The sequence below is a fragment of the Mycolicibacterium sarraceniae genome (assembly GCF_010731875.1).
Classification (GTDB): domain Bacteria; phylum Actinomycetota; class Actinomycetes; order Mycobacteriales; family Mycobacteriaceae; genus Mycobacterium; species Mycobacterium sarraceniae.
This window is the reverse complement of sequence record NZ_AP022595.1, coordinates 2,961,730-2,980,681: the sequence shown is the minus strand read 5'-3', so window position 1 is coordinate 2,980,681 and position 18,952 is coordinate 2,961,730. Positions and strand designations below refer to the sequence as shown.

Annotated in this window: 17 protein-coding genes; 9 read left to right on the top strand and 8 right to left on the bottom strand. The window is 66.2% G+C overall.

Annotated features, from left to right (window positions below; translation table 11 throughout):
• Positions 1-14: 14 nt before the first annotated feature.
• Both G6N13_RS14735 and G6N13_RS14730 read left to right on the top strand, forming a co-directional pair.
• A complete protein-coding gene (locus tag G6N13_RS14735; protein ID WP_163698121.1) occupies positions 15-1,457 on the top strand; it encodes a neutral zinc metallopeptidase in 1,443 nt (480 codons plus the stop codon).
• 64 nt (positions 1,458-1,521) lie between these two features.
• Positions 1,522-1,974, top strand: coding sequence for a DUF3887 domain-containing protein (locus G6N13_RS14730; protein WP_163698119.1), 453 nt, complete (start codon positions 1,522-1,524; stop codon positions 1,972-1,974).
• 8 nt (positions 1,975-1,982) lie between these two features.
• Here G6N13_RS14730 and G6N13_RS14725 read toward each other — a convergent pair whose 3' ends face one another.
• A complete protein-coding gene (locus tag G6N13_RS14725) occupies positions 1,983-2,678 on the bottom strand; it encodes an MspA family porin (protein ID WP_235678079.1) in 696 nt (231 codons plus the stop codon).
• 130 nt (positions 2,679-2,808) lie between these two features.
• Complete coding sequence (glgP, locus tag G6N13_RS14720) at positions 2,809-5,391, bottom strand: alpha-glucan family phosphorylase (protein WP_163702131.1); 2,583 nt, start codon at positions 5,389-5,391, stop codon at positions 2,809-2,811.
• 194 nt (positions 5,392-5,585) lie between these two features.
• Between glgP and G6N13_RS14715 the strand changes: the two genes are divergently transcribed.
• Positions 5,586-7,673, top strand: coding sequence for an alpha-1,4-glucan--maltose-1-phosphate maltosyltransferase (locus tag G6N13_RS14715; protein ID WP_220096756.1), 2,088 nt, complete (start codon positions 5,586-5,588; stop codon positions 7,671-7,673).
• Positions 7,674-7,698: 25 nt separating this feature from the next.
• Complete coding sequence (gene glgB / locus G6N13_RS14710) at positions 7,699-9,897, top strand: 1,4-alpha-glucan branching protein GlgB (protein WP_163698112.1); 2,199 nt, start codon at positions 7,699-7,701, stop codon at positions 9,895-9,897.
• Here the strand turns inward: glgB and G6N13_RS14705 are convergent.
• The 3 genes from G6N13_RS14705 to G6N13_RS14695 all read right to left on the bottom strand — a co-directional run bounded on the left by G6N13_RS14705 (position 9,894) and on the right by G6N13_RS14695 (position 12,428).
• Positions 9,894-10,793, bottom strand: coding sequence for a tetratricopeptide repeat protein (locus tag G6N13_RS14705; protein WP_163698110.1), 900 nt, complete (start codon positions 10,791-10,793; stop codon positions 9,894-9,896). The two genes, glgB and G6N13_RS14705, sit on opposite strands and share 4 nt — an antisense overlap.
• A gap of 13 nt (positions 10,794-10,806) precedes the next feature.
• Positions 10,807-11,181 carry a DUF3817 domain-containing protein gene (locus G6N13_RS14700; protein ID WP_163698108.1) on the bottom strand — a complete coding sequence of 125 codons (375 nt, stop codon included), beginning with the start codon at positions 11,179-11,181 and terminating at the stop codon, positions 10,807-10,809.
• A gap of 68 nt (positions 11,182-11,249) precedes the next feature.
• Complete coding sequence (locus G6N13_RS14695; RefSeq protein WP_163698106.1) at positions 11,250-12,428, bottom strand: acetyl-CoA C-acetyltransferase; 1,179 nt, start codon at positions 12,426-12,428, stop codon at positions 11,250-11,252.
• A 93-nt stretch (positions 12,429-12,521) separates the two neighbouring features.
• On the opposite strand from G6N13_RS14695, the gene mce reads away from it, so the two are divergent.
• Positions 12,522-12,992, top strand: a complete 471-nt coding sequence (mce, locus tag G6N13_RS14690; RefSeq protein WP_163698104.1) for a methylmalonyl-CoA epimerase — start codon at positions 12,522-12,524, stop codon at positions 12,990-12,992.
• Between the two features lie 3 nt (positions 12,993-12,995).
• Here the strand turns inward: mce and G6N13_RS25175 are convergent, their stop codons facing one another.
• Entirely contained in the window at positions 12,996-13,292 is a 297-nt protein-coding gene (locus G6N13_RS25175; RefSeq protein WP_235677770.1) for an Rv1322 family protein, read from the bottom strand.
• Positions 13,292-13,966, bottom strand: a complete 675-nt coding sequence (gene nucS / locus G6N13_RS14685) for an endonuclease NucS (RefSeq protein ID WP_163698102.1) — start codon at positions 13,964-13,966, stop codon at positions 13,292-13,294. The genes G6N13_RS25175 and nucS overlap by 1 nt, the downstream gene beginning before the upstream one ends.
• A 49-nt stretch (positions 13,967-14,015) precedes the next feature.
• Between nucS and G6N13_RS14680 the strand changes: the two genes are divergently transcribed.
• Both G6N13_RS14680 and G6N13_RS14675 read left to right on the top strand, forming a co-directional pair.
• Positions 14,016-15,620: an adenylate/guanylate cyclase domain-containing protein gene (locus G6N13_RS14680; protein WP_163698099.1), complete on the top strand. Its 1,605-nt coding sequence runs from the start codon at positions 14,016-14,018 to the stop codon at positions 15,618-15,620.
• A gap of 126 nt (positions 15,621-15,746) precedes the next feature.
• Entirely contained in the window at positions 15,747-16,055 is a 309-nt protein-coding gene (locus G6N13_RS14675; protein WP_235677769.1) for a hypothetical protein, read from the top strand.
• On the opposite strand, the gene G6N13_RS14670 is transcribed toward G6N13_RS14675, so the two are convergent.
• Positions 16,019-16,381 (bottom strand): class I SAM-dependent methyltransferase, encoded by a 363-nt coding sequence (locus tag G6N13_RS14670; RefSeq protein WP_163698098.1) that lies wholly within the window; start codon positions 16,379-16,381, stop codon positions 16,019-16,021. The genes G6N13_RS14675 and G6N13_RS14670 overlap by 37 nt on opposite strands.
• A 572-nt stretch (positions 16,382-16,953) precedes the next feature.
• Between G6N13_RS14670 and G6N13_RS14665 the strand changes: the two genes are divergently transcribed.
• Both G6N13_RS14665 and G6N13_RS14660 read left to right on the top strand, forming a co-directional pair.
• Complete coding sequence (locus tag G6N13_RS14665) at positions 16,954-18,444, top strand: DNA-3-methyladenine glycosylase 2 family protein (protein ID WP_163698095.1); 1,491 nt, start codon at positions 16,954-16,956, stop codon at positions 18,442-18,444.
• A gap of 8 nt (positions 18,445-18,452) precedes the next feature.
• Positions 18,453-18,950 (top strand): methylated-DNA--[protein]-cysteine S-methyltransferase, encoded by a 498-nt coding sequence (locus G6N13_RS14660; protein ID WP_163702129.1) that lies wholly within the window; start codon positions 18,453-18,455, stop codon positions 18,948-18,950.
• The last annotated feature ends 2 nt before the right edge of the window (positions 18,951-18,952 follow it).

The window sequence follows — 18,952 nt, the reverse complement described above, 5'->3', positions numbered from 1 at the left end:
TAAGGGTGGCCCCCGTGCACCGACGACATCTCGCCCGCCTGCTCGCGGTCGCGGGTAGCGCGGTGGTGCTGGCCGGCTGCGGCTCCACGATCTCGGGCAAGGCCGTGTCGGTGTTCGACGACCCGTTCAAGGTCGGCGGCTTGCAGGCGGTCGACGGGACCAGCGGGTTGCGTTCGGATGCCGAGAAGCCGACCCGCACGGTGTCTCATTCCCGTGGCGGCAAGGACGACGAGATCGCCGTCCAGTCGATCAGCGATCTCGAGGACTTCTGGAAGGACTCCTACCAGGGCGCGTTCGAGGGCGATTTCAAGCCCGTCAAGGACCTGATCTCGTGGGACTCCAACGATTACGACGGGGAATTTTGCGGGGACACCACCTCCGGGCTGATCAACGCCGGCTTCTGCGAAGACGACAACACCATCGGCTGGGACCGCGGCGTGCTGTTGCCTGCGTTGCGACAGGCCAACGGCGACATGGCGATCACGATGGTGCTGGCCCATGAATACGGCCACGCCATCCAGCAGATGGCCAAGCTCAACAACAAGGGCACCCCGACGCTGGTGGCCGAGCAGCAGGCCGACTGCCTCGCAGGCGTCTACATGCGCTGGGTCGCCGAAGGCAATTCGAAGCGATTTACGTTGAGCACCGGCGACGGGCTCAACAACCTTCTGGCCGCCATGATTTCGTTCCGCGACCCCCTGCTGAGCCAGGACGACCATATCGACTCCGGCGACGAGCACGGCTCAGCGTTCGAACGGATTTCGGCCTTCCAGTTCGGCTTCACCGACGGACCGTCCTCGTGCGCGGCCATCGACGCTCAGGAGATCGGCCAGCGCCGCGGCGATCTGCCCATCGAACTGCAGCACGACCAGACCGGTGAGTGGCCGGTGAGCGAGGAGTCGACCCGCGCGATCGTCGAGGCGCTGAACATCCTGTTCACGCCCAAGAATCCGCCGACACTGAGCTTCGATGCGGCCTCGGCAGCCAAGTGTCCCGACGCCAGGCCCAGCGCGCCGGTGTCCTTCTGCCCGGCCACCAACAACATTGCCGTCGACCTGCCGGGGCTGGAGAAGATGGGTGCCTCGACCGAGCGGCAGGACAACGTTCTGGTGACCGGTGACAACACCGCCTACTCGGCGCTGGTGTCGCGCTACATGCTGGCGGTGCAGCACGAGCGCGGCGGGCTGGTGCTCGACAATGCCGAGGCCGGGCTGCGCACCGCCTGCCTGACCGGCGTGGCCACCACCAAACTGTCGAAGGAAGTCACCACCTCCGACGGCAACACCGTGGCGCTGACCGCCGGCGATATCGACGAGGCGGTGTCGGGCCTGCTCACCAACGGTCTGGTCGCCAGCGATATCAACGGCGAATCGGTGCCCGCCGGGTTCAACCGCATCGACGCATTCCGCATCGGGGTGCTCGGCGATCAGGACCGCTGCATCAAGCGCTTCCCGTAGCGCCGAGTGTGCGGAGAGATCGCTTTTCTGCGTGCCTTTGCGATCTGAGCGCACACTCGATGACATGGGTAACGAAATCGATCCGCTCGAGTCGGTGGCCGTGGCTGTACGGCAGGCACGGGACGCCGGCTACACCTGGCAGCAGATTCGAGCAGTGCTCGGCGAACCACCCGCTACCCCTGCGCTGCCGGAGGCCGAAGAGTTGGCACGCACCGTCATCGATGATCTTGCTCATGCCCGGTGGGCCGATGTGAGCGCTCGCTTCGATGCCACGATGCGCGACGGGCTCACCGACGAAGAGCTCGCCCAGGGGTGGGAGCACATAGCGGGGCTGGCCGGCGGCTACCAAAGTCACCGCGACACCGACGCCGTACGGGTCGGCGACTTCACCACCACTAACACGCCGTTGACGTTCGCGGCCGGCGAGTTCGTCGCTCGCATCAGCTTCCGTGACGATCGGACGATTGCCGGGCTGTACATCCTCGATCCCAATGCGGCCGGCGCCCAGGCTCGTTGAGATAGCGGCTAGATCTTTTTGGTCACTCCGTACCAGGACAGGATCGCGTCACCCTCGTCAGTCGACTTGGACAGCGTCGCGTAGGAGCGAATGAACGACTCCCCCACACACCCATCGATCTTGACGTGGAAGTTGCTGATCGACAGCCAGGGGCGGTCGCCCTTGTATTCCTTCTTCGTCACCGGGATGTTGATGATGCCCGGCTTGAGGCCCACGGTGATACCGCCGCCAACGTTCCCGCCGATGCCGGGGGTTAGACCATCGGCCATCGTGTTGGAGAAGTCCAACCCGAAGTAACCCAGCGAGGCATTGCCGCCGACGGTGCCCGTCAAGGCGACACCGTTGGACGTGCTCATATCGATGCCGCAGCCGATCTGGTAGCCGACCTCGAACACGCCTCTCGGCACGTCACTGGGTCCGTCCAGCGCGCCGTTGAAGACGCCGCTGACGATGTATTCGCGCGACGAGATTGCGGTGGTCAGTGGCGCGCTCGGCATCTGGATCTCATCCTTGGCCGAGATCGTCAGCGTCCAGCCGTCGGGCGATTTGGTGGCGGCCGGCGGCGAGGACATCACCTTGCCGTCGTCGACCGGCGGGGCAGCCGGATCGGCGGCGACGGGCTGGGCCAGCTCTGGGCCACCCGGATCAGGATCGGCCGACGCGGGTATCGGCGTCGCCAACACGGTGCCTACCAGGGCCACCAGCACCGCATGACGAACAACTACTGCCCCGAACGCCGATGGTCCGCCGCGATGCGGGACACTCCTCGACGATCCCTTTGGGAACCTACAGGTGGCTCCCATGCACTGCTAACCGGTTGGGGGACTCCCAGCGTTACGCCAGTGTGACCAGACCGAGCTCGTTGTCACCGGCCAGCAGCCGGTGATGCGGCAACACCCGCACGGTATAGCCGAGCAATCCGGCCAGTGGCAGCGGGGTCGTCGTGGTGAAGATGTCGGTACCGGCGTCACCGGAACCGCCGTGCGTCATGACCACCGTCTCCGGGTCCTGCAGGGCATCGGTGGCGTCGACGCGGCCCAGCACCGCCTGCACCACCACCTCGTCAGGTTTCAGGCCGGCCAGCTGCACGGCGGCCGTCAGCGTGAGCTCCGAACCCAGCAGCGGGGTGTCCGGCAGCCCGGTGCTGTCCACATCGGTGATCTGGATCTTCGGCCAGGCTTCCGAAACCCGAAGCCGGTAGGCCGCCAGATCGCGGGCCGCACCGAACGGCACGCCGTCCACAGGTGCGCTGGTCCGGGCGAACGACTGCGCGGCCGGTGCGTAGTACTTCTCGGTGTAGTCGCGCACCATCCGCGAGGCCAGCACCTTGGGGCCCAGCTGCTGCAGGGTGTGCCGGACCATCTCGACCCACCGGTTCGGCACACCGTTGTCGTCGCGGTCGTAGAACCGCGGTGTGACCGCATCCTCGAGCAGGTCGTACAGCGCGGCCGCTTCTAGGTCATCGCGACGTCCCTCATCGGCCAGACCGTCGGCTGTCGGTATCTCCCAACCGTTTTCGCCGTCGTACCACTCGTCCCACCAGCCGTCCCGGATGGACAGATTGAGCCCGCCGTTGAGGGCGCTCTTCATGCCGGATGTGCCGCAGGCCTCCAGCGGCCGCAGCGGATTGTTCAGCCACACATCGCAACCCCAGTACAGCTGGCGCGCCATGGACATGTCGTAGTCGGGCAGAAAGGCGATGCGGTGACGCACTTCTGGGCGGTCGGCGAACTTGACGATCTGCTGGATCAGCGCCTTGCCCGCGTCGTCGGCGGGATGGGACTTGCCGGCCACGATTAGCTGCAGCGGCTTGTCCTCGTCGAGCAGCAGCGCCTCCAGCCGCGCTTGATCACGCAGCATCAGCGTCAATCGCTTGTAGGTGGGGACGCGGCGGGCGAAACCGATGGTCAACGCATTCGGATCGAAAGCCGTTGCAATCCAGCCCAGTTCGGCTTCCGATGCACCACGCTCCAGCCAGGACCGGCGCAGCCGGGCCCGAACGTCCTCGACCAGCGCTGCCCGCAGTTGAGACCGGATCCACCAGATGTGACCGGTGTCGACCTGCTGTAACCGCTGCCAGACGCTCGGCTCGCGCAGCGCCTCGGTGGAGCCGGCCAGCTCGCGGCCGAGCTGCAACCACTGCGGCGCCGCCCAGGTGGGGCCGTGCACGCCGTTGGTGATCGACCCGATCGGCACCTCGGACGGGTCAAAACCGGGCCATAATTCGTCGAACATCGTCCGGCTGACCCGCCCGTGCAGCAGCGAGACCCCATTGGCGCGCTGGGCAAGCCGCAGACCCATATGCGCCATGTTGAACTTGGACGGATCGTCCTCGGTGCCGAATGCCAGCACCCGATCGACCGGAACACCCGGCAGCAGTCCGGTTGGGCCATCGTCGCCGAAATAGCGCTTCACCATCTCCACCGGGAACCGATCGATACCGGCCGGCACGGGCGTATGCGTGGTGAACACCGTCGCCGAGCGCACCAGCGTGAGCGCGGTATCGAAGTCCACCTGCTGCTCGCAGACATACTCGCGAATGCGCTCCACGCCCAGAAATCCGGCGTGGCCTTCGTTCATGTGGAAGACGTCAGGGGCGGGCCGGCCTTCGATCGCGGTGAACGCGCGAATCGCCCGCACCCCGCCGATACCGGCCAGCAGCTCCTGCTTGATGCGGTGTTCCTGGTCGCCACCGTACAGCCGGTCGGTGACGTTGCGCAGGTCATGTTCATTTTCGGGGATGTCAGAGTCCAACAGCAGCAGCGGAATCCGGCCCACCTGCGCCACCCATACCCGGGCCCGCAGCACCTTGGCATCCGGCATCGCGAGCTCCACCAGCACCGGCGCACCGGCGTCGTCGGCCAGCAATCGCAGTGGAAGTCCCTGCGGATCCAGCGACGGATAGTTCTCATGCTGCCAGCCGTCGGTGGTCAGCGACTGACGGAAGTAGCCCGACCGGTAACACAGGCCGACGGCGGTCAGCGGCAGCCCCAGATCCGAGGCGGACTTCAGGTGGTCGCCGGCCAGAATGCCCAAACCGCCCGAATAGTTGGGCAGCACCTCGGCGACACCGAACTCCATCGAGAAGTAGGCGATCCCGGTCGGCAAGCTCGACGCGTCCGCTTCCTGAAACCACATCGGCCGGTTCACGTAGTCGGCCAGATCAGCGGCAAGCTGATCGAGACCGTTCAGGAAACCCTCATCGGTGGCGAGTTCGTCGAGCCGCGCCGGGGTGACCGCACCCAACAGGGCCACCGGATCCTGACCGGTCTGCAACCACAGCCGAGGATCGATCGAGGCGAACAAATCCTGGGTCGGTTTGTCCCACGACCACCGCAGATTCGTGGACAACCGACCGAGTGCGGCGAGCCGATCGGGTAAATGGGCGCGGACCGTGAACCTGCGGAGTGCCTTCACGTGTTCCAACCTACCGAGATTGACTGGCGCCGATGGCCGACCGAATAGCTTCCTCCCCCCGCATTCATTCGGGCTACTACGGTGTGAATAGAGCGCGATGCGGTTACCCCGAGAAACGAAGACCGACAACGAGAAGACCGACGGAGCCGGCGCGGGGCAGACCACGCCGCACAGGTTCAGGAATGGAGTGTTGGGTGCCCGGTCGTATCGAGATCGATGACGTCGCGCCCGTCGTGTCCTGCGGTGCTTACCCCGCCAAAGCGGTCGCCGGCGAAGTGGTGCCGGTATCAGGGTCGGTCTGGCGCGAGGGTCACGACGCGGTGGCGGCGACGTTAGTGGTCCGCTACCTCGGAACGTCCTACCCGCAGCTGGGGGCTAATCCGGCCCGCCGGGTCAAGGCGCCCGAAGGCGCCGGCCCTGCCGCGGCCGCGCCGGCCGCCGGCAGGGTGAAGCCCCAGTTGCACGCGATGGCGACCGGCCGCACACCGGATCTGTTCCACGGCCAATTCGTGCCCGACCGGGTGGGACTCTGGACCTTTCGAATCGACGGCTGGGGCGACCCGATCACCACCTGGCGGCATGCCGTCACCGTGAAACTCAACGCCGGTCAAGGCGAATCGGAACTCGATAACGATCTGCTGGTGGGCTCACGTCTGCTGGCGCGGGCGGCCACCGGTGTGCCCCGTGATCGGCGTGCACCGCTGCTGGACGCCTCGGCCGCACTGCGCGAGCCCGGCGACCCGCTGACCCGCGCGGCGCTGGCGCTCTCGCATGACGTCACCGAGCTGCTGGCGCAGTACCCGCTGCGCGAACTGGTGACCCGCGGCGCCACGTACGGGGTCTGGGTGGATCGCCCGCTGGCGCGCTGCAGCGCCTGGTACGAGCTGTTCCCCCGCTCCACCGGCGGCCGTGACGAGCACGGAACGCCGGTGCACGGCACCTTCGCCACCGCGGCGGCGACGCTGCCGCGGGTGGCGGCAATGGGATTCAACGTCGTCTACCTGCCGCCGATCCACCCGATCGGCAAGGTGCACCGCAAGGGCCGCAACAACAGCGTGACCGCCGAGCCCGGCGACGTGGGATCACCTTGGGCAATCGGTAGCGACGAAGGTGGCCACGACGCCGTTCATCCCGATCTTGGGACGATCGATGACTTCGACCGATTCGTGGCCGCTGCACGCGACAACGGTCTGGAGGTGGCGCTGGATCTCGCGCTGCAGTGCGCCCCGGATCACCCGTGGGCCAAGGACCACCGGCAGTGGTTCACCGAGCTGCCCGACGGCACCATCGCCTACGCGGAGAACCCGCCCAAGAAGTACCAGGACATCTATCCGCTGAACTTCGACAACGATCCCGGCGGCCTCTATGACGAGGTACTGCGGGTGGTTCGGCACTGGATGGACCACGGCGTCAAGGTCTTTCGGGTGGACAACCCGCACACCAAGCCACCGAACTTCTGGGCATGGCTGATCAGTCAGGTCAAATCGATCGACCCCGACGTGCTCTTCCTTGCCGAAGCCTTCACCCGGCCGGCCCGGCTGAACGGTCTGGCGAAACTCGGCTTCACCCAATCGTATTCGTATTTCACCTGGCGAACGGCGAAGTGGGAGATCGAGGAGTTCGGCCGCCAGATCGCCGAACACGCCGACTACACGCGGCCCAACCTGTTCGTCAACACCCCCGACATCCTGCACAAAAGCCTGCAGCAGGGCGGCCCGGGGATGTTCGCGATCCGGGCCGTGCTGGCCGCGACGATGGGCACGTCCTGGGGGGTGTATTCAGGCTACGAGCTGTTCGAGCACCTGCCGGTACGAGAAGGCAGCGAGGAGTACCTGGACTCCGAGAAGTACGAGCTGCGGCCACGCGACTTCGAGACAGCCCTGCAACAGGGCCGGTCACTGGAGCCGTTTCTGAAGCGCCTCAACGAGATCCGACGCGTGCACCCGGCGCTATGCCAGATGCGCACGATCACGATCCACCATATCGACAACGACGCATTGCTGGCCTACAGCAAGTTCGATCCGGTCTCCGGCGACACTGTGCTGGTGGTGGTGTCACTGAACCCATTCGGCCCCGAAGAGGGCACGTTATGGCTGGATATGGACGCATTGGGCATGCACCCCTACGACCGGTTCTGGGTCCGGGACGAGATCACCGGAGAGGAATACCAGTGGGGACAGTCGAACTATGTGCGACTAGAGCCCTCGCGCGCCGTCGCGCACGTTGTGAACATGCCGTTGATCCCGCAGGAGCAGAGAGCAAGTCTGCTGCGGCGGGAATGACGCGAACTACAAAGGAGCCCTGGCAATGACGAGAACAGACAAGCTCGCCAGCCCGCATCTGGCACCCGATCCCGCCGAGGTGGCCAGGCTGGTCGCCGGTGTGCACCACAGCCCGCACAGCATCCTGGGCACCCACGAGTACGGCAACCACACCATCATCCGCGCGCTCAAACCGCACGCGGAGGAGGTGGTGGCCGTGATCGGCGACGAACGTCACCCGCTGGCGCACATCGATTCCGGCATCTTCGCGGTGGCACTGCCGTTCACCAACCTGGTCGACTACCGGTTGCAGGTCACCTATCCGGGCGGGCACACCATCACCGTCGCCGACGGCTATCGGTTCCTACCCACGCTCGGCGAGATGGACCTCTACCTGTTCGGCGAGGGACGCCACGAGCGGCTGTGGGAAATCCTGGGCGCGCATCCGCGCTCGTTCACCACCGCCGACGGTGTCGTCAACGGTGTGTCATTTGCGGTGTGGGCGCCGAACGCCAAGGGCATCAACCTGATCGGCGAGTTCAATCATTGGGATGGCAATGACGCCCCGATGCGCGTGCTCGGCTCCAGCGGCGTGTGGGAATTGTTCTGGCCCGACTTCCCCGCCGACGGGCTCTACAAGTTTCGGGTGCACGGGGTCGACGGTTCGGTCACCGACCGGGCCGACCCGTTCGCCTTCGCGACGGAGGTCCCGCCGCACACCGCGTCGCGGGTGTTCACCTCGGAATACACCTGGGACGACGCCGACTGGCTGACGCAGCGCGCGGCGCAGAACCCGGTGTTCGAGCCGATGAGCACCTACGAGGTTCACCTCGGTTCGTGGCGACCCGGCCTGAGCTATCGCGAACTCGCCGAACAGCTCACCGATTACGTTCTGGCACAGGGCTTCACCCACGTCGAGCTCCTGCCGGTCGCCGAACACCCCTTCGGCGGCTCGTGGGGCTATCAGGTGACGTCGTACTACGCCCCGACGTCACGGTTCGGCACACCCGACGAGTTCCGGCTGCTGGTGGACACCCTGCACCGGGCCGGTATCGGCGTGATCGTCGACTGGGTGCCCGCACACTTCCCCAAGGACGCCTGGGCGCTGGGCCGCTTCGACGGCACGCCACTCTATGAGCACTCCGACCCGCGTCGCGGTGAGCAACTCGACTGGGGTACCTACGTTTTCGACTTCGGTCGCGCCGAGGTGCGCAATTTCCTGGTGGCCAACGCCCTGTATTGGCTGGAGGAATTCCACATCGACGGCCTGCGGGTGGACGCCGTCGCGTCCATGCTCTACCTGGATTACTCCCGCCCGGACGGTGGTTGGACGCCCAATATCTACGGCGGTCGGGAGAACCTCGAAGCCGTGCAGTTCCTCCAGGAGATGAACGCGACTGTCCACAAGATGGCGCCGGGCATCGTCACGATCGCCGAGGAGTCCACCTCGTGGCCCGGCGTCACACGGCCAACCAACCTTGGTGGACTTGGCTTTTCGATGAAGTGGAACATGGGGTGGATGCACGACACCCTGGACTACATGAGCCGCGACCCGATCTATCGCACCTATCACCACGGTGAGCTCACGTTCTCGTTGCTCTACGCGTTCAGCGAGAACTTCGTGCTGCCGATCAGCCACGACGAGGTGGTGCACGGCAAGGGCACGCTGTGGGGACGCATGCCCGGCAACGACCACGTCAAGGCGGCCGGGTTGCGCAGCCTGCTCGCCTACCAGTGGGCCCATCCCGGTAAGCAACTGCTGTTCATGGGCCAGGAATTCGGCCAGCGGGCGGAGTGGTCAGAGGAACGCGGCGTCGACTGGTACCAGCTCGACGAAAACAGCTACTCCGACGGAATTCTGCGATTCGTCGCCGATATCAACGCGATCTACCGCACGCGTACGGCGTTGTGGAGCCAGGACAGCCGTCCAGACGGCTACTCGTGGATCGACGCCAACGATTCGGCCAACAACGTGCTGAGTTTCCTGCGCTACGGCAGTGACGGTTCCGTGCTGGCGTGTGTGTTCAACTTCTCCGGTGCCGCGCACACCCGCTACCGGCTCGGCCTGCCGCACAGCGGAACGTGGCGCGAGGTGCTCAACAGCGACGCGACGATCTACAACGGTGCGGGAGCGGGCAACTTCGGAGCCGTCGAGGCCACCGAGGAGCCGTGGCACGGCAGACCGGCGTCGGCGACGCTGGTGTTGCCGCCGACCTCCGCGATCTGGCTCGAGCCTGAGGTCTAGTACAGCGCGTTGGCGAGGTTGCGCCGGCCGGTGATGACATCGGGATCGGCCGGGTCGAACAGCTCGAAAAGCTCGATCAACCGGGTGCGCACCTTCGTGCGGTCATCATCGGATGTCTTGCGCACCAGCGCGATCAGCCGGTCGAATGCGGGAATCACATCCTGGTTGAGGATCTGCACATCCGCCGCGGCAAACGCCGCCTCGATATCGTCTGGTGCCGCATCCGATGCTGCGACGGCGTCCGGGCTGCGCGTGGTGGCGCGCTCCAGGAAGGTCATCTGCCGCAGCGCACCCTTGGCTTCGGCATTCCCTGGATCGGCATCGAGGATCGCCTGATACGCGGTCGCGGCGGCTGCGAAATCGCCGGCTTCCAGAAGGTCGCGGGCCTGTGCGAGCACGGGATCGTCGGCCGCTTCGCCTTCGGGATCACCTGAGCCGGAGAGTTTTCCGGCCGTCGCCGACAACAGGGAGTCGACCCAGCGGCGCAGCTGCTCGGGGGGTTGCGGGCCCTGGAAGCTGGCCAACGGCTGTCCACCGGCCAGCGCCACCACCGTGGGCACCGCCTCGATGCCGAACATCTGGGCCACCCGCGGCACCACGTCGACGTTCACCGTGGCCAACGACCACGTGCCGTTGCCCTCGGCGGCCAGCGCACCCAGCGCCTCGGCGAGCTGGACCGCGGAATCGCTGCGGGGCGACCAGAGCACCACCACAACCGGCACCTGACCGGACTTGACCAGCACCTCGGCTTCGAAATTCGCCTCGGTGACCTCGGTGCCGCCGCCGGGGGCGGTCGCACCGCCGGATGCGGGCTGCTGGGCCCGCTGTTTGAGACCGGATAGATCAACGGCACCGGCGGCTAAGGCGGGGCCGATCGAAGGGCGTGGACGCGTCACGTACCCAAGTCTGTCACGTCGCCGTTCGCGCTGAATCGCGCGGTTGAGAAGAAGCCGCGGGAGCCGCCCGACCGCCCAATTTGGCCGTCCGATCAGCCCATATGAGGAAGATCACACTGCCGAGCGGCACGATGCTGCCCAGCAACGCCAGCACCCACGTCGCGACGCCCCACGAGCAGGCGATCCCAGCTAGGAGAGCAGTGATCACGAAAGCGATGAACACCAGCCCGTGGGCCATGCCGAAGACCTTGACGCCGACCTCGGTGCGCGGGGTGCCCAGGTACTTGAAGTACATCCCGACCAGTAGCCCGACCCAGGTCACCGCTTCGGCCAGCGCCACCAATCGGAACCGCCCTGCCGTGCTGCGGATATCAAAGGTGCGCGTCATGCCGCCATTGTGCCGCAGCGACGCGCCAGCTACTACGCTGCGTCGTTGCTGCGGCCACCGCTACCCCGTCAGGCGCGCAGGATTAGCGCATCGCCCTGGCCGCCCGCGCCGCACAGCGCGGCCACCGCGTAGCCCGAGCCGCGCCGGGAGAGCTCCAGCGCCGCATGCAGCGTGATACGCGCGCCGGACATCCCGATCGGGTGGCCGACCGCGATTGCGCCGCCGTTGCGGTTGACGCGCTCGGCGTCCACCCCGAGCTCGCGAGTCGAGGCCAGCGCGACGGCGGAGAACGCTTCGTTGATCTCAATGACATCGAGCTGATCGAGGCTGATGCCCTCGCGCGCAATGGCCTTCTTGATCGCGTTGGCCGGCTGGGACTGCAGCGTGGAATCTGGGCCGGCGACCACACCGTGGGCACCGATCTCACACAGCCACGTCAGGCCCAGTTCCTGCGCCTTGGCCTTGTTCATCACCACGACAGCGCATCCGCCGTCGGAGATTTGGGACGCCGAACCCGCGGTGATGGTGCCGTCCTTGCGGAACGCGGGCTTCAGCCCCGACAGCGATTCGGCCGTGGTGTTGGCCCGGATGCCCTCATCCTCGGCGAACTCGATCGGGTCACCCTTGCGCTGCGGGATCTTCACCGGCACGACCTCGTCGGCGAACACCCCGTCCTTCCAGGCCGCGGCGGCCTTCTGATGCGAGGTGGCGGCGAATTCGTCCTGCTCGAGGCGGGTGAACTTGTCGGTGTCGTTGCGCTGCTCGGTCAGGGCGCCCATCGGCTGGTCGGTGAAGACGTCGTGCAGGCCGTCGTACGCCATGGAGTCGAGCACCGTGACATCGCCGTACTTGTAGCCCTCACGGCTGTTTACCAGCAGGTGCGGCGCCTTGGTCATCGATTCCTGGCCACCGGCGACGACGACGTCGAACTCACCGGCCCGGATGAGCTGGTCGGCGAGCGCGATCGAGTCGATGCCGGACAGGCACATCTTGTTGATGCTCAGCGCGGGCACGTCCCAGCCGATCCCGGCGGCGACGGCCGCCTGGCGGGCCGGCATCTGGCCGGCACCGGCGGTCAGCACCTGGCCCATGATCACGTACTCGACCAGTGACGCCGGCACTCCCGCTTTCTCCAGCGCGCCCTCAATGGCGATCGCGCCCAGGTCGCTACCAGAGAAATCTTTGAGGGAGCCCATCAGCTTTCCGATGGGAGTGCGAGCTCCAGCAACGATCACCGACGTCGTCATTCCTGCCTCCATGCGCGTTTCGAGCCGCTTCGATGCGGCTATCCACGGATCCCCCAGTAGTTGAATCCGATCTGGTTAGGTTACCTTTGCGTTATGACCGCTGAGCAAGTTGACGCCCGTCCAGTCCTGGCCAGTGCTCTCGTCACCGCTGTCGATCACGTCGGCATCGCGGTGCCGGATCTCGATGCGGCAATTCAGTGGTATCACGAGCACCTCGGCATGATCCTGGTGCACGAGGAGATCAACGAAGACCAGGGTATTCGCGAGGCGATGTTGTCGCTGAAGAACGCTGCGCCCGACTGCGCGCAGATCCAGCTGATGGCCCCGCTGGACGAGACCTCGACGATCGCCAAGTTCATCGACAAGCGCGGCCCCGGCATCCAGCAGATGGCCTATCGGGTCAGCGATCTGGACGCGATCTCCGAACAGTTGCGCGGCCAGGGCGTCCGGTTGATCTACGACGCACCACGACGCGGAACGGCGAACTCGCGCATCAACTTCATCCACCCCAAGGATGCCGGTGGCGTCCTGGTGGAACTCGTTGAGCCGGACGCCTCGCACTAGTCGTTAGGACCATTTCCGGGTCGGACCGCGGTTGGCGCGGTTGGCCCAGCACGCAGTGTGCCAATGCCGCCGCTCGCCTAGCCCCGGCTCCCCCTGATCGACCGGCCACACCACGACATGTGCTGTGCCCGAGTGGATTTCGTGATCGCATCCGGGACACCGATAGTTCTTGACGGCACGCGACCCAGGGATCGGCCGCACCTCGTAGTCGAACCCGTCGGCACCGACCTCGACCCGGCGCGGACCGGGCAGCGGCGGAAAGTCGCTCCCCTTACGACGGTCCGGCCGGCGGCGCGGCATCAGAAGAGCCGGAACTCGTCGCTGTCCATACCGCGCATGACGTCGTAGTCGAGAGTGACACAACGTATCCCGCGATCAGTGGCAAGCGTGCGCGCCTGCGGCTTGATCTGCTGGGCCGCGAACACACCGCTGACGGGCGCCAGCAGGCTGTCGCGATTGAGCAGTTCGAGGTAGCGCGTCAGCTGCTCGACCCCGTCGATCTCACCCCGGCGCTTGATCTCCACAGCTACCGTGCGGCCCGCGTCATCGCGGCACAAGATGTCCACCGGACCGATCGCGGTCATGAACTCCCGGCGAACCAAGGTGTAGCCGCCGCCCAGGAGCTCGATGTGCTCGGCCAGCAACTTCTGCAGATGGGCTTCGACACCGTCCTTGACGAGCCCGGGATCGATCCCGAGCTCATGGCTCGAGTCGTGCTCGATGCTCTCGATCGTAATGCGAAGCTGCTCGCCGGTCTTGTTCTCCACTACCCATACCGGCAAAGAATCATCCGGTGCCTCCTCGGTGAGCCAGCACGGCGGGCTCATCCAGTTCAGCGGCTTGTAGGCGCGATCGTCAGCGTGCACGCTGACCGAACCGTCGGCCTTGATCAGCAGTAGCCGGCGAGCAGACGGGAGGTGGGCGGTGAGACGGCCGACATAGTCGACGGTGCATTGAGCGATCACGAGGCGCACCGCACAAGCTTAGGGTCTGGCGCCTGCGGCGACTTAGGCTGACGCCACCATGATTTCCCACCCCAGCGTTGCGCAGCGGTTGGGCCGGGTTCTGGAACGGCTCACCCGGCAAAGCGGTCGGCTGGTCGGCGCACCGGCCTACGGATCATTGCTGCTGGGCCGGGTGAACGAAAGCCCGCCCCGTCGGCGGGTGCGGATCCAGACGCTGGTCACCGTGTCGCTGCTGACGGTGAACGTGATCGGAATCCTGGTGGCGGCGCTGCTGGTGACCGTGGCGTATCCGGTGCCCAGCGTGTTCACCGACGTGCCACCCTGGCTCACCTATGCGCTGGCGCCCGCCTATGCGACGTTCGCGCTGGCGTTCGGCACCTGGTGGATCACCACCCGCACGGTCAACGACCTCCGATGGGCCGTCGACGGGCGGGTGCCAACACGAGCCGATCAGCGCAAAGCGTTCTTCACACCCTGGCGGATCGCGTTGGCCCAGCTGACGCTCTGGGCCGTGGGCACCGCGGCGTTCACCGTTCTCTACGGGCTCTACAACACTGACTTCATTCCCCAGATCGCGCTCGGGGTGGGGTTCTGCGGCGTGCTGGTCTCCACCGGTGCCTACCTATTCACCGAGTTCGCACTGCGCCCGGTCGCGGCACAGGCGCTCGCGGCGGGGCGACCCCCGCACCGCCTGGCCCCCGGCATCATGGGCCGCACGATGACGGTGTGGATGTTGGGCTCCGGTGTGCCCGTGATCGGAATCGGCCTGACCGCGCTGTTCTCGCTGATCCTGGACAACCTCACCAAGACTCAGTTGGAAGTCGCGATCCTCATCACCTCGCTGGCCACCCTGGTGTTCGGGTTCATGTTGATGTGGATTCTGGCCTGGCTCACCGCAACTCCGGTCCGCGTGGTTCGCTCGGCGCTCAAACGCGTCGAGGACGGGGACCTCACGGCCAACCTCGTCGTCTTCGACGGCACCGAGCTCGGGGAACTGCAACGGGGTTTCAACTCGATGGTGAACGGGCTTCGGGAACGCGAGCGGGTGCGCGACCTGTTCGGCCGCCATGTCGGACGGGAGGTCGCCGCGGCGGCCGAACTGCAGCGACCCACCCTCGGCGGCGAAGAGCGCCATGTGGCAGTGCTTTTCGTCGACATCGTCCAGTCCACCCACTTGGTCAGCGCGTTGCCGCCGATCGACGTGGTCGAACTGCTTAACCGGTTCTTCGCCGTCGTTGTCGAGGAGGTCGACCGCCACCGCGGGATCGTCAACAAGTTCGAAGGCGACGCGACGTTGGCGATCTTCGGGGCCCCCGTCAGCCTGGACAACCCGGAGGACGAGGCACTGCGCGCGGCCCGCACGATCATGCGGCGGCTCGAGCGGGAGGTACCCGAATGCCCCGCGGGCATCGGGGTCACGGCTGGGCAGGTGGTGGCCGGCAACGTAGGCGCCAACGAGCGATTCGAGTACACGGTGATCGGCGGACCGGTCAACGAGGCCGCCCGCCTCTCGGAGCTGGCCAAGTCCGCCGACAGCCGCGTGTTGGCGTCGGCGGTGGCGGTCGAGAATGCCAGCGAGCAGGAGCGCGCCCACTGGACCCTCGGTGACGCGGTGACGTTGCGCGGCCACGACGCGCCGACCCGGCTGGCGGTGCCCGCCTGAATCCGGCCACCGGACGGTGTCCTGATCCGAGGGGTACATGGCCCGCAAGCCCCTGGTGCGGCGGGCTCGGGTTGGGTGTCACTGACTTCGGCAGTGCCGACCAGCGCTTTGAGGTCGACGGAGCCGATGCCGCGGCCCGCTTCCTCCGGGAACACACCACACCTCGGAATCGTGTTGGGCATCAACGGGTTCGACACGCAGCGGCTGTCGCGCGGCTTCGCCGAACGGGTGCACGCGGTATGGCCACGCCACGATCTGGGGTACGCGATCGCTGTCGACGCCCGGGCCAACCCGATGACGGCTCCGCTGTTCTCGTTCCCCGCCCACCTGGATCATCTGATCAACGGCAGACCGTCGCCCACCTTCTTGGACCTGGTGAGCAACTCGGCTTGGGGTGATCAGCCCCTACAGAGCCGCATCATCGCCAATCGCTGAGGCAGAGGGTCGATCTGAGCGCAGAGTTCCTCGTCGTCGATCTGGATCTGTTCGTGCCGAGCGGCCGCGAGCAGACCGTCCAGCAAGATGTCTCGGTAGTGTGTGCCGTCCAGCAGCGCAACAAGGAGCCGGTCGGCCGCCGATAGCGAGAACACTTCGCGCCAGCGATTGAATGTCACCGCCTCGGCCTCCCTTTGGCTCAGCTCTGCCATGAGTCTCGAAGGCTCGTCGGTGCCCGTTGTCGTCGCATCGGCCGAGACGGGGTCGAGACGATAGCGCGCCGTTCCGTTGAGGATCAGAACGTTCAGCAGTTCGTCGATGCGCACCGGTAATCCCGCACCCGCCGGACTGCCTGCGCCCCTGAGTCGGGTTACCGTCTCCTGCTGTAGCTCTGCCCACGAAATCGTCCAGGGCCAATGCGAATTCAGTACGTCAAGGGCTGCCTTCAGACCAGGGTCGTTGGCGAATACCCCCGGTCCGCCCGGCACGCCGAAGGTTTGACGCGAGGAGTCCAGCACAACCGCCCCCTCGACCTATAGAACCCGTGACGGGTGACGTGATCGAATGCGCCCATCTCCACCACCCGCGCGGTGGCGACATCGGGGACGTCGTCGAGCCCCAGCAGGTAGCCGATGGCGGCCACATGGCCGGGAGCGGTCTGCGGATACGCGTGGAATCCATAGGGGGGGGGCGGAGTCGTATTCGCTGCACACCTGCTCGAGCGCATCGTCGATTCGGCTGTGGGGTGGGCAGCTCGCGACGGGTAGCTAACGGTGCGAACATTGAGACTCACACCGCCAACTGCTGTGTGTTAACCAAGAAGCCGTGAAACAGGCAGCACGACCACGATGTCGGTTTTCCGCTAGTGCTGTCGGTGCCGACGTGTAAAAGTCGAGATATGCATGACGATTTCGACCACTGCTACCGGGCCGTGCAGTCCAGGGACTCACGCTTCGACGGTTGGTTCGTCACCGCGGTCAAGACCACCGGTATCTACTGCCGGCCCAGCTGCCCGGTTCGCCTCCCGCTGGCCCGCAACGTCTGCTTCTATCCCAGCTCGGCGGCCGCCCAACGAGCGGGCTTCCGAGCCTGCAAGAGGTGCCGCCCGGACGCCTCACCGGGATCACCCGAATGGAACGTCCGCGGTGACGCGGTGGCCCGCGCGATGCGACTGATCGCCGACGGCGCGGTGGACCGCGAGGGCGTCACCGGCCTAGCCGCCCGGGTGGGCTACACCACCCGCCAGCTCGAACGGATGCTGCAGGCCGAAGTCGGTGCCGGCCCGCTGGCCCTGGCCAGGGCCCAACGGGTGCAGACGGCACGGGTACTCATCGAGACTACTGACATGCCGTTCAGCGATATCGCCTTCGCGGCCGGTTTCGCCAGTATCCGGCAGTTCAACGACACGATTCGGGCTGCCTGCGATATGCCGCCGACAACGTTGCGGCACAGGACCATCCACCGAGATCGGCACGACAGCGCACCGGGCGGGCAGGCGTTGTCACTACGACTACCGGTACGGACGCCGTTCGCCTACGAGGGCGTGTCCGGCCACCTGGCGGCCGGTGCGGTGCCAGGCTGCGAGGAAGTACGGGACGGGGCCTACCGTCGCACCCTGCGACTGCCCTCGGGTTATGGCGTGGTCAGCCTGACACCGCAGCCCGACCACGTCCGGTGCACGCTGGTGCTCGAGCAGGTCCGCGATCTGGCGACGGCGATCGCCCGGTGCAGGCGGTTGTTGGACCTCGACGCCGACCCCGAGGCCGTCATCACTGTGCTCGACGCCGACGCCGACCTGCGAGATGTCGTGGCCAAGGCGCCCGGGCAGCGCATCCCGCGGACCGTCGACGAAGAGGAGCTGGCGGTGCGGGCCGTGCTCGGCCAGCAGGTGTCGACCAAGGCGGCGCGTGCCCACGCAGGCCGGCTGGTCAGCGCCTACGGCAGCCCGGTGACCGATCCGCACGGCGGCCTGACCCACACATTCCCCAGCACCGCGCAGCTGGCCGATATCGACCCGGCCCATCTGGCCATGCCCACCGCCCGCCGACGCTCGCTGACCACGCTGATCTCGGCGCTGGCGAGCGATGAACTGACTGTGAATCCTGGCTGCGACTGGGAGCAAGCACGTCGGCAACTGCTGGCGCTGCCCGGCATCGGGCCTTGGACCGCCGAGATCGTAGCGATGCGCGGGCTGGGTGATCCCGACGCCTTCCCCGCCAGCGATCTCGGTGTGCGAATGGCGGCCGAACAACTCGGGTTGGCAACCAAGGTGCGGGCGCTCACCGCGCATAGTGCACGCTGGCGACCGTGGCGGTCATACGCGGTGCAGCATCTTTGGACAACTCTGGACCACTCCGTGAATCAGTGGCCACCGAAGGAGACGATGTGACGACGACAATGCACTACCGAACGATCGACAGCCCGGTCGGGCCGCTCACGCTGGCCGGCACCGGATCCGCGTTGATGCATCTGCGGATGGTGGATCAAACCCATGAGCCGGACCGGTCCGAGTGGCAGCCGGCCGAGGGCGAGGTATTCGCCGAGGCAGTCGCGCAGCTAGCGGCCTATTTCGCCGGCGAACTCACAGAATTCGACCTCGACCTGAACCTCGCCGGGACGGAATTCCAGCGAAAAGTGTGGGCGGCGCTTCGCACCATTCCGTATGGGGAGACGCGATCGTATGGTGAAATCGCGATGCAAATCGGATCACCCGGTGCCTCGCGAGCGGTGGGATTGGCGAATGGCCGAAATCCAATCGGCATCATTGTGCCCTGCCATCGCGTTATCGGTTCGACCGGCGAGTTGACCGGATATGGCGGCGGAATTGATCGCAAGCGTACGCTTTTGGCGTTGGAGAAAAGCCGAATGCCGGCCGATCTTTCGCTCTTTGATTAGTT

Coding starts and splice junctions, on each gene's coding strand:
- glgB (WP_163698112.1), top strand. CDS start 7,699: ATGACGAGAACAGACAAGCTCGCCAGCCCGCATCTGGCACCCGATCCC.
- G6N13_RS14660 (WP_163702129.1), top strand. CDS start 18,453: ATGCACTACCGAACGATCGACAGCCCGGTCGGGCCGCTCACGCTGGCC.
- G6N13_RS14680 (WP_163698099.1), top strand. CDS start 14,016: ATGATTTCCCACCCCAGCGTTGCGCAGCGGTTGGGCCGGGTTCTGGAA.
- G6N13_RS14675 (WP_235677769.1), top strand. CDS start 15,747: ATGCCGCGGCCCGCTTCCTCCGGGAACACACCACACCTCGGAATCGTG.
- G6N13_RS14665 (WP_163698095.1), top strand. CDS start 16,954: ATGCATGACGATTTCGACCACTGCTACCGGGCCGTGCAGTCCAGGGAC.
- G6N13_RS14695 (WP_163698106.1), bottom strand. CDS start 12,428: ATGACGACGTCGGTGATCGTTGCTGGAGCTCGCACTCCCATCGGAAAG.
- mce (WP_163698104.1), top strand. CDS start 12,522: ATGACCGCTGAGCAAGTTGACGCCCGTCCAGTCCTGGCCAGTGCTCTC.
- G6N13_RS25175 (WP_235677770.1), bottom strand. CDS start 13,292: ATGCCGCGCCGCCGGCCGGACCGTCGTAAGGGGAGCGACTTTCCGCCG.
- G6N13_RS14700 (WP_163698108.1), bottom strand. CDS start 11,181: ATGACGCGCACCTTTGATATCCGCAGCACGGCAGGGCGGTTCCGATTG.
- G6N13_RS14730 (WP_163698119.1), top strand. CDS start 1,522: ATGGGTAACGAAATCGATCCGCTCGAGTCGGTGGCCGTGGCTGTACGG.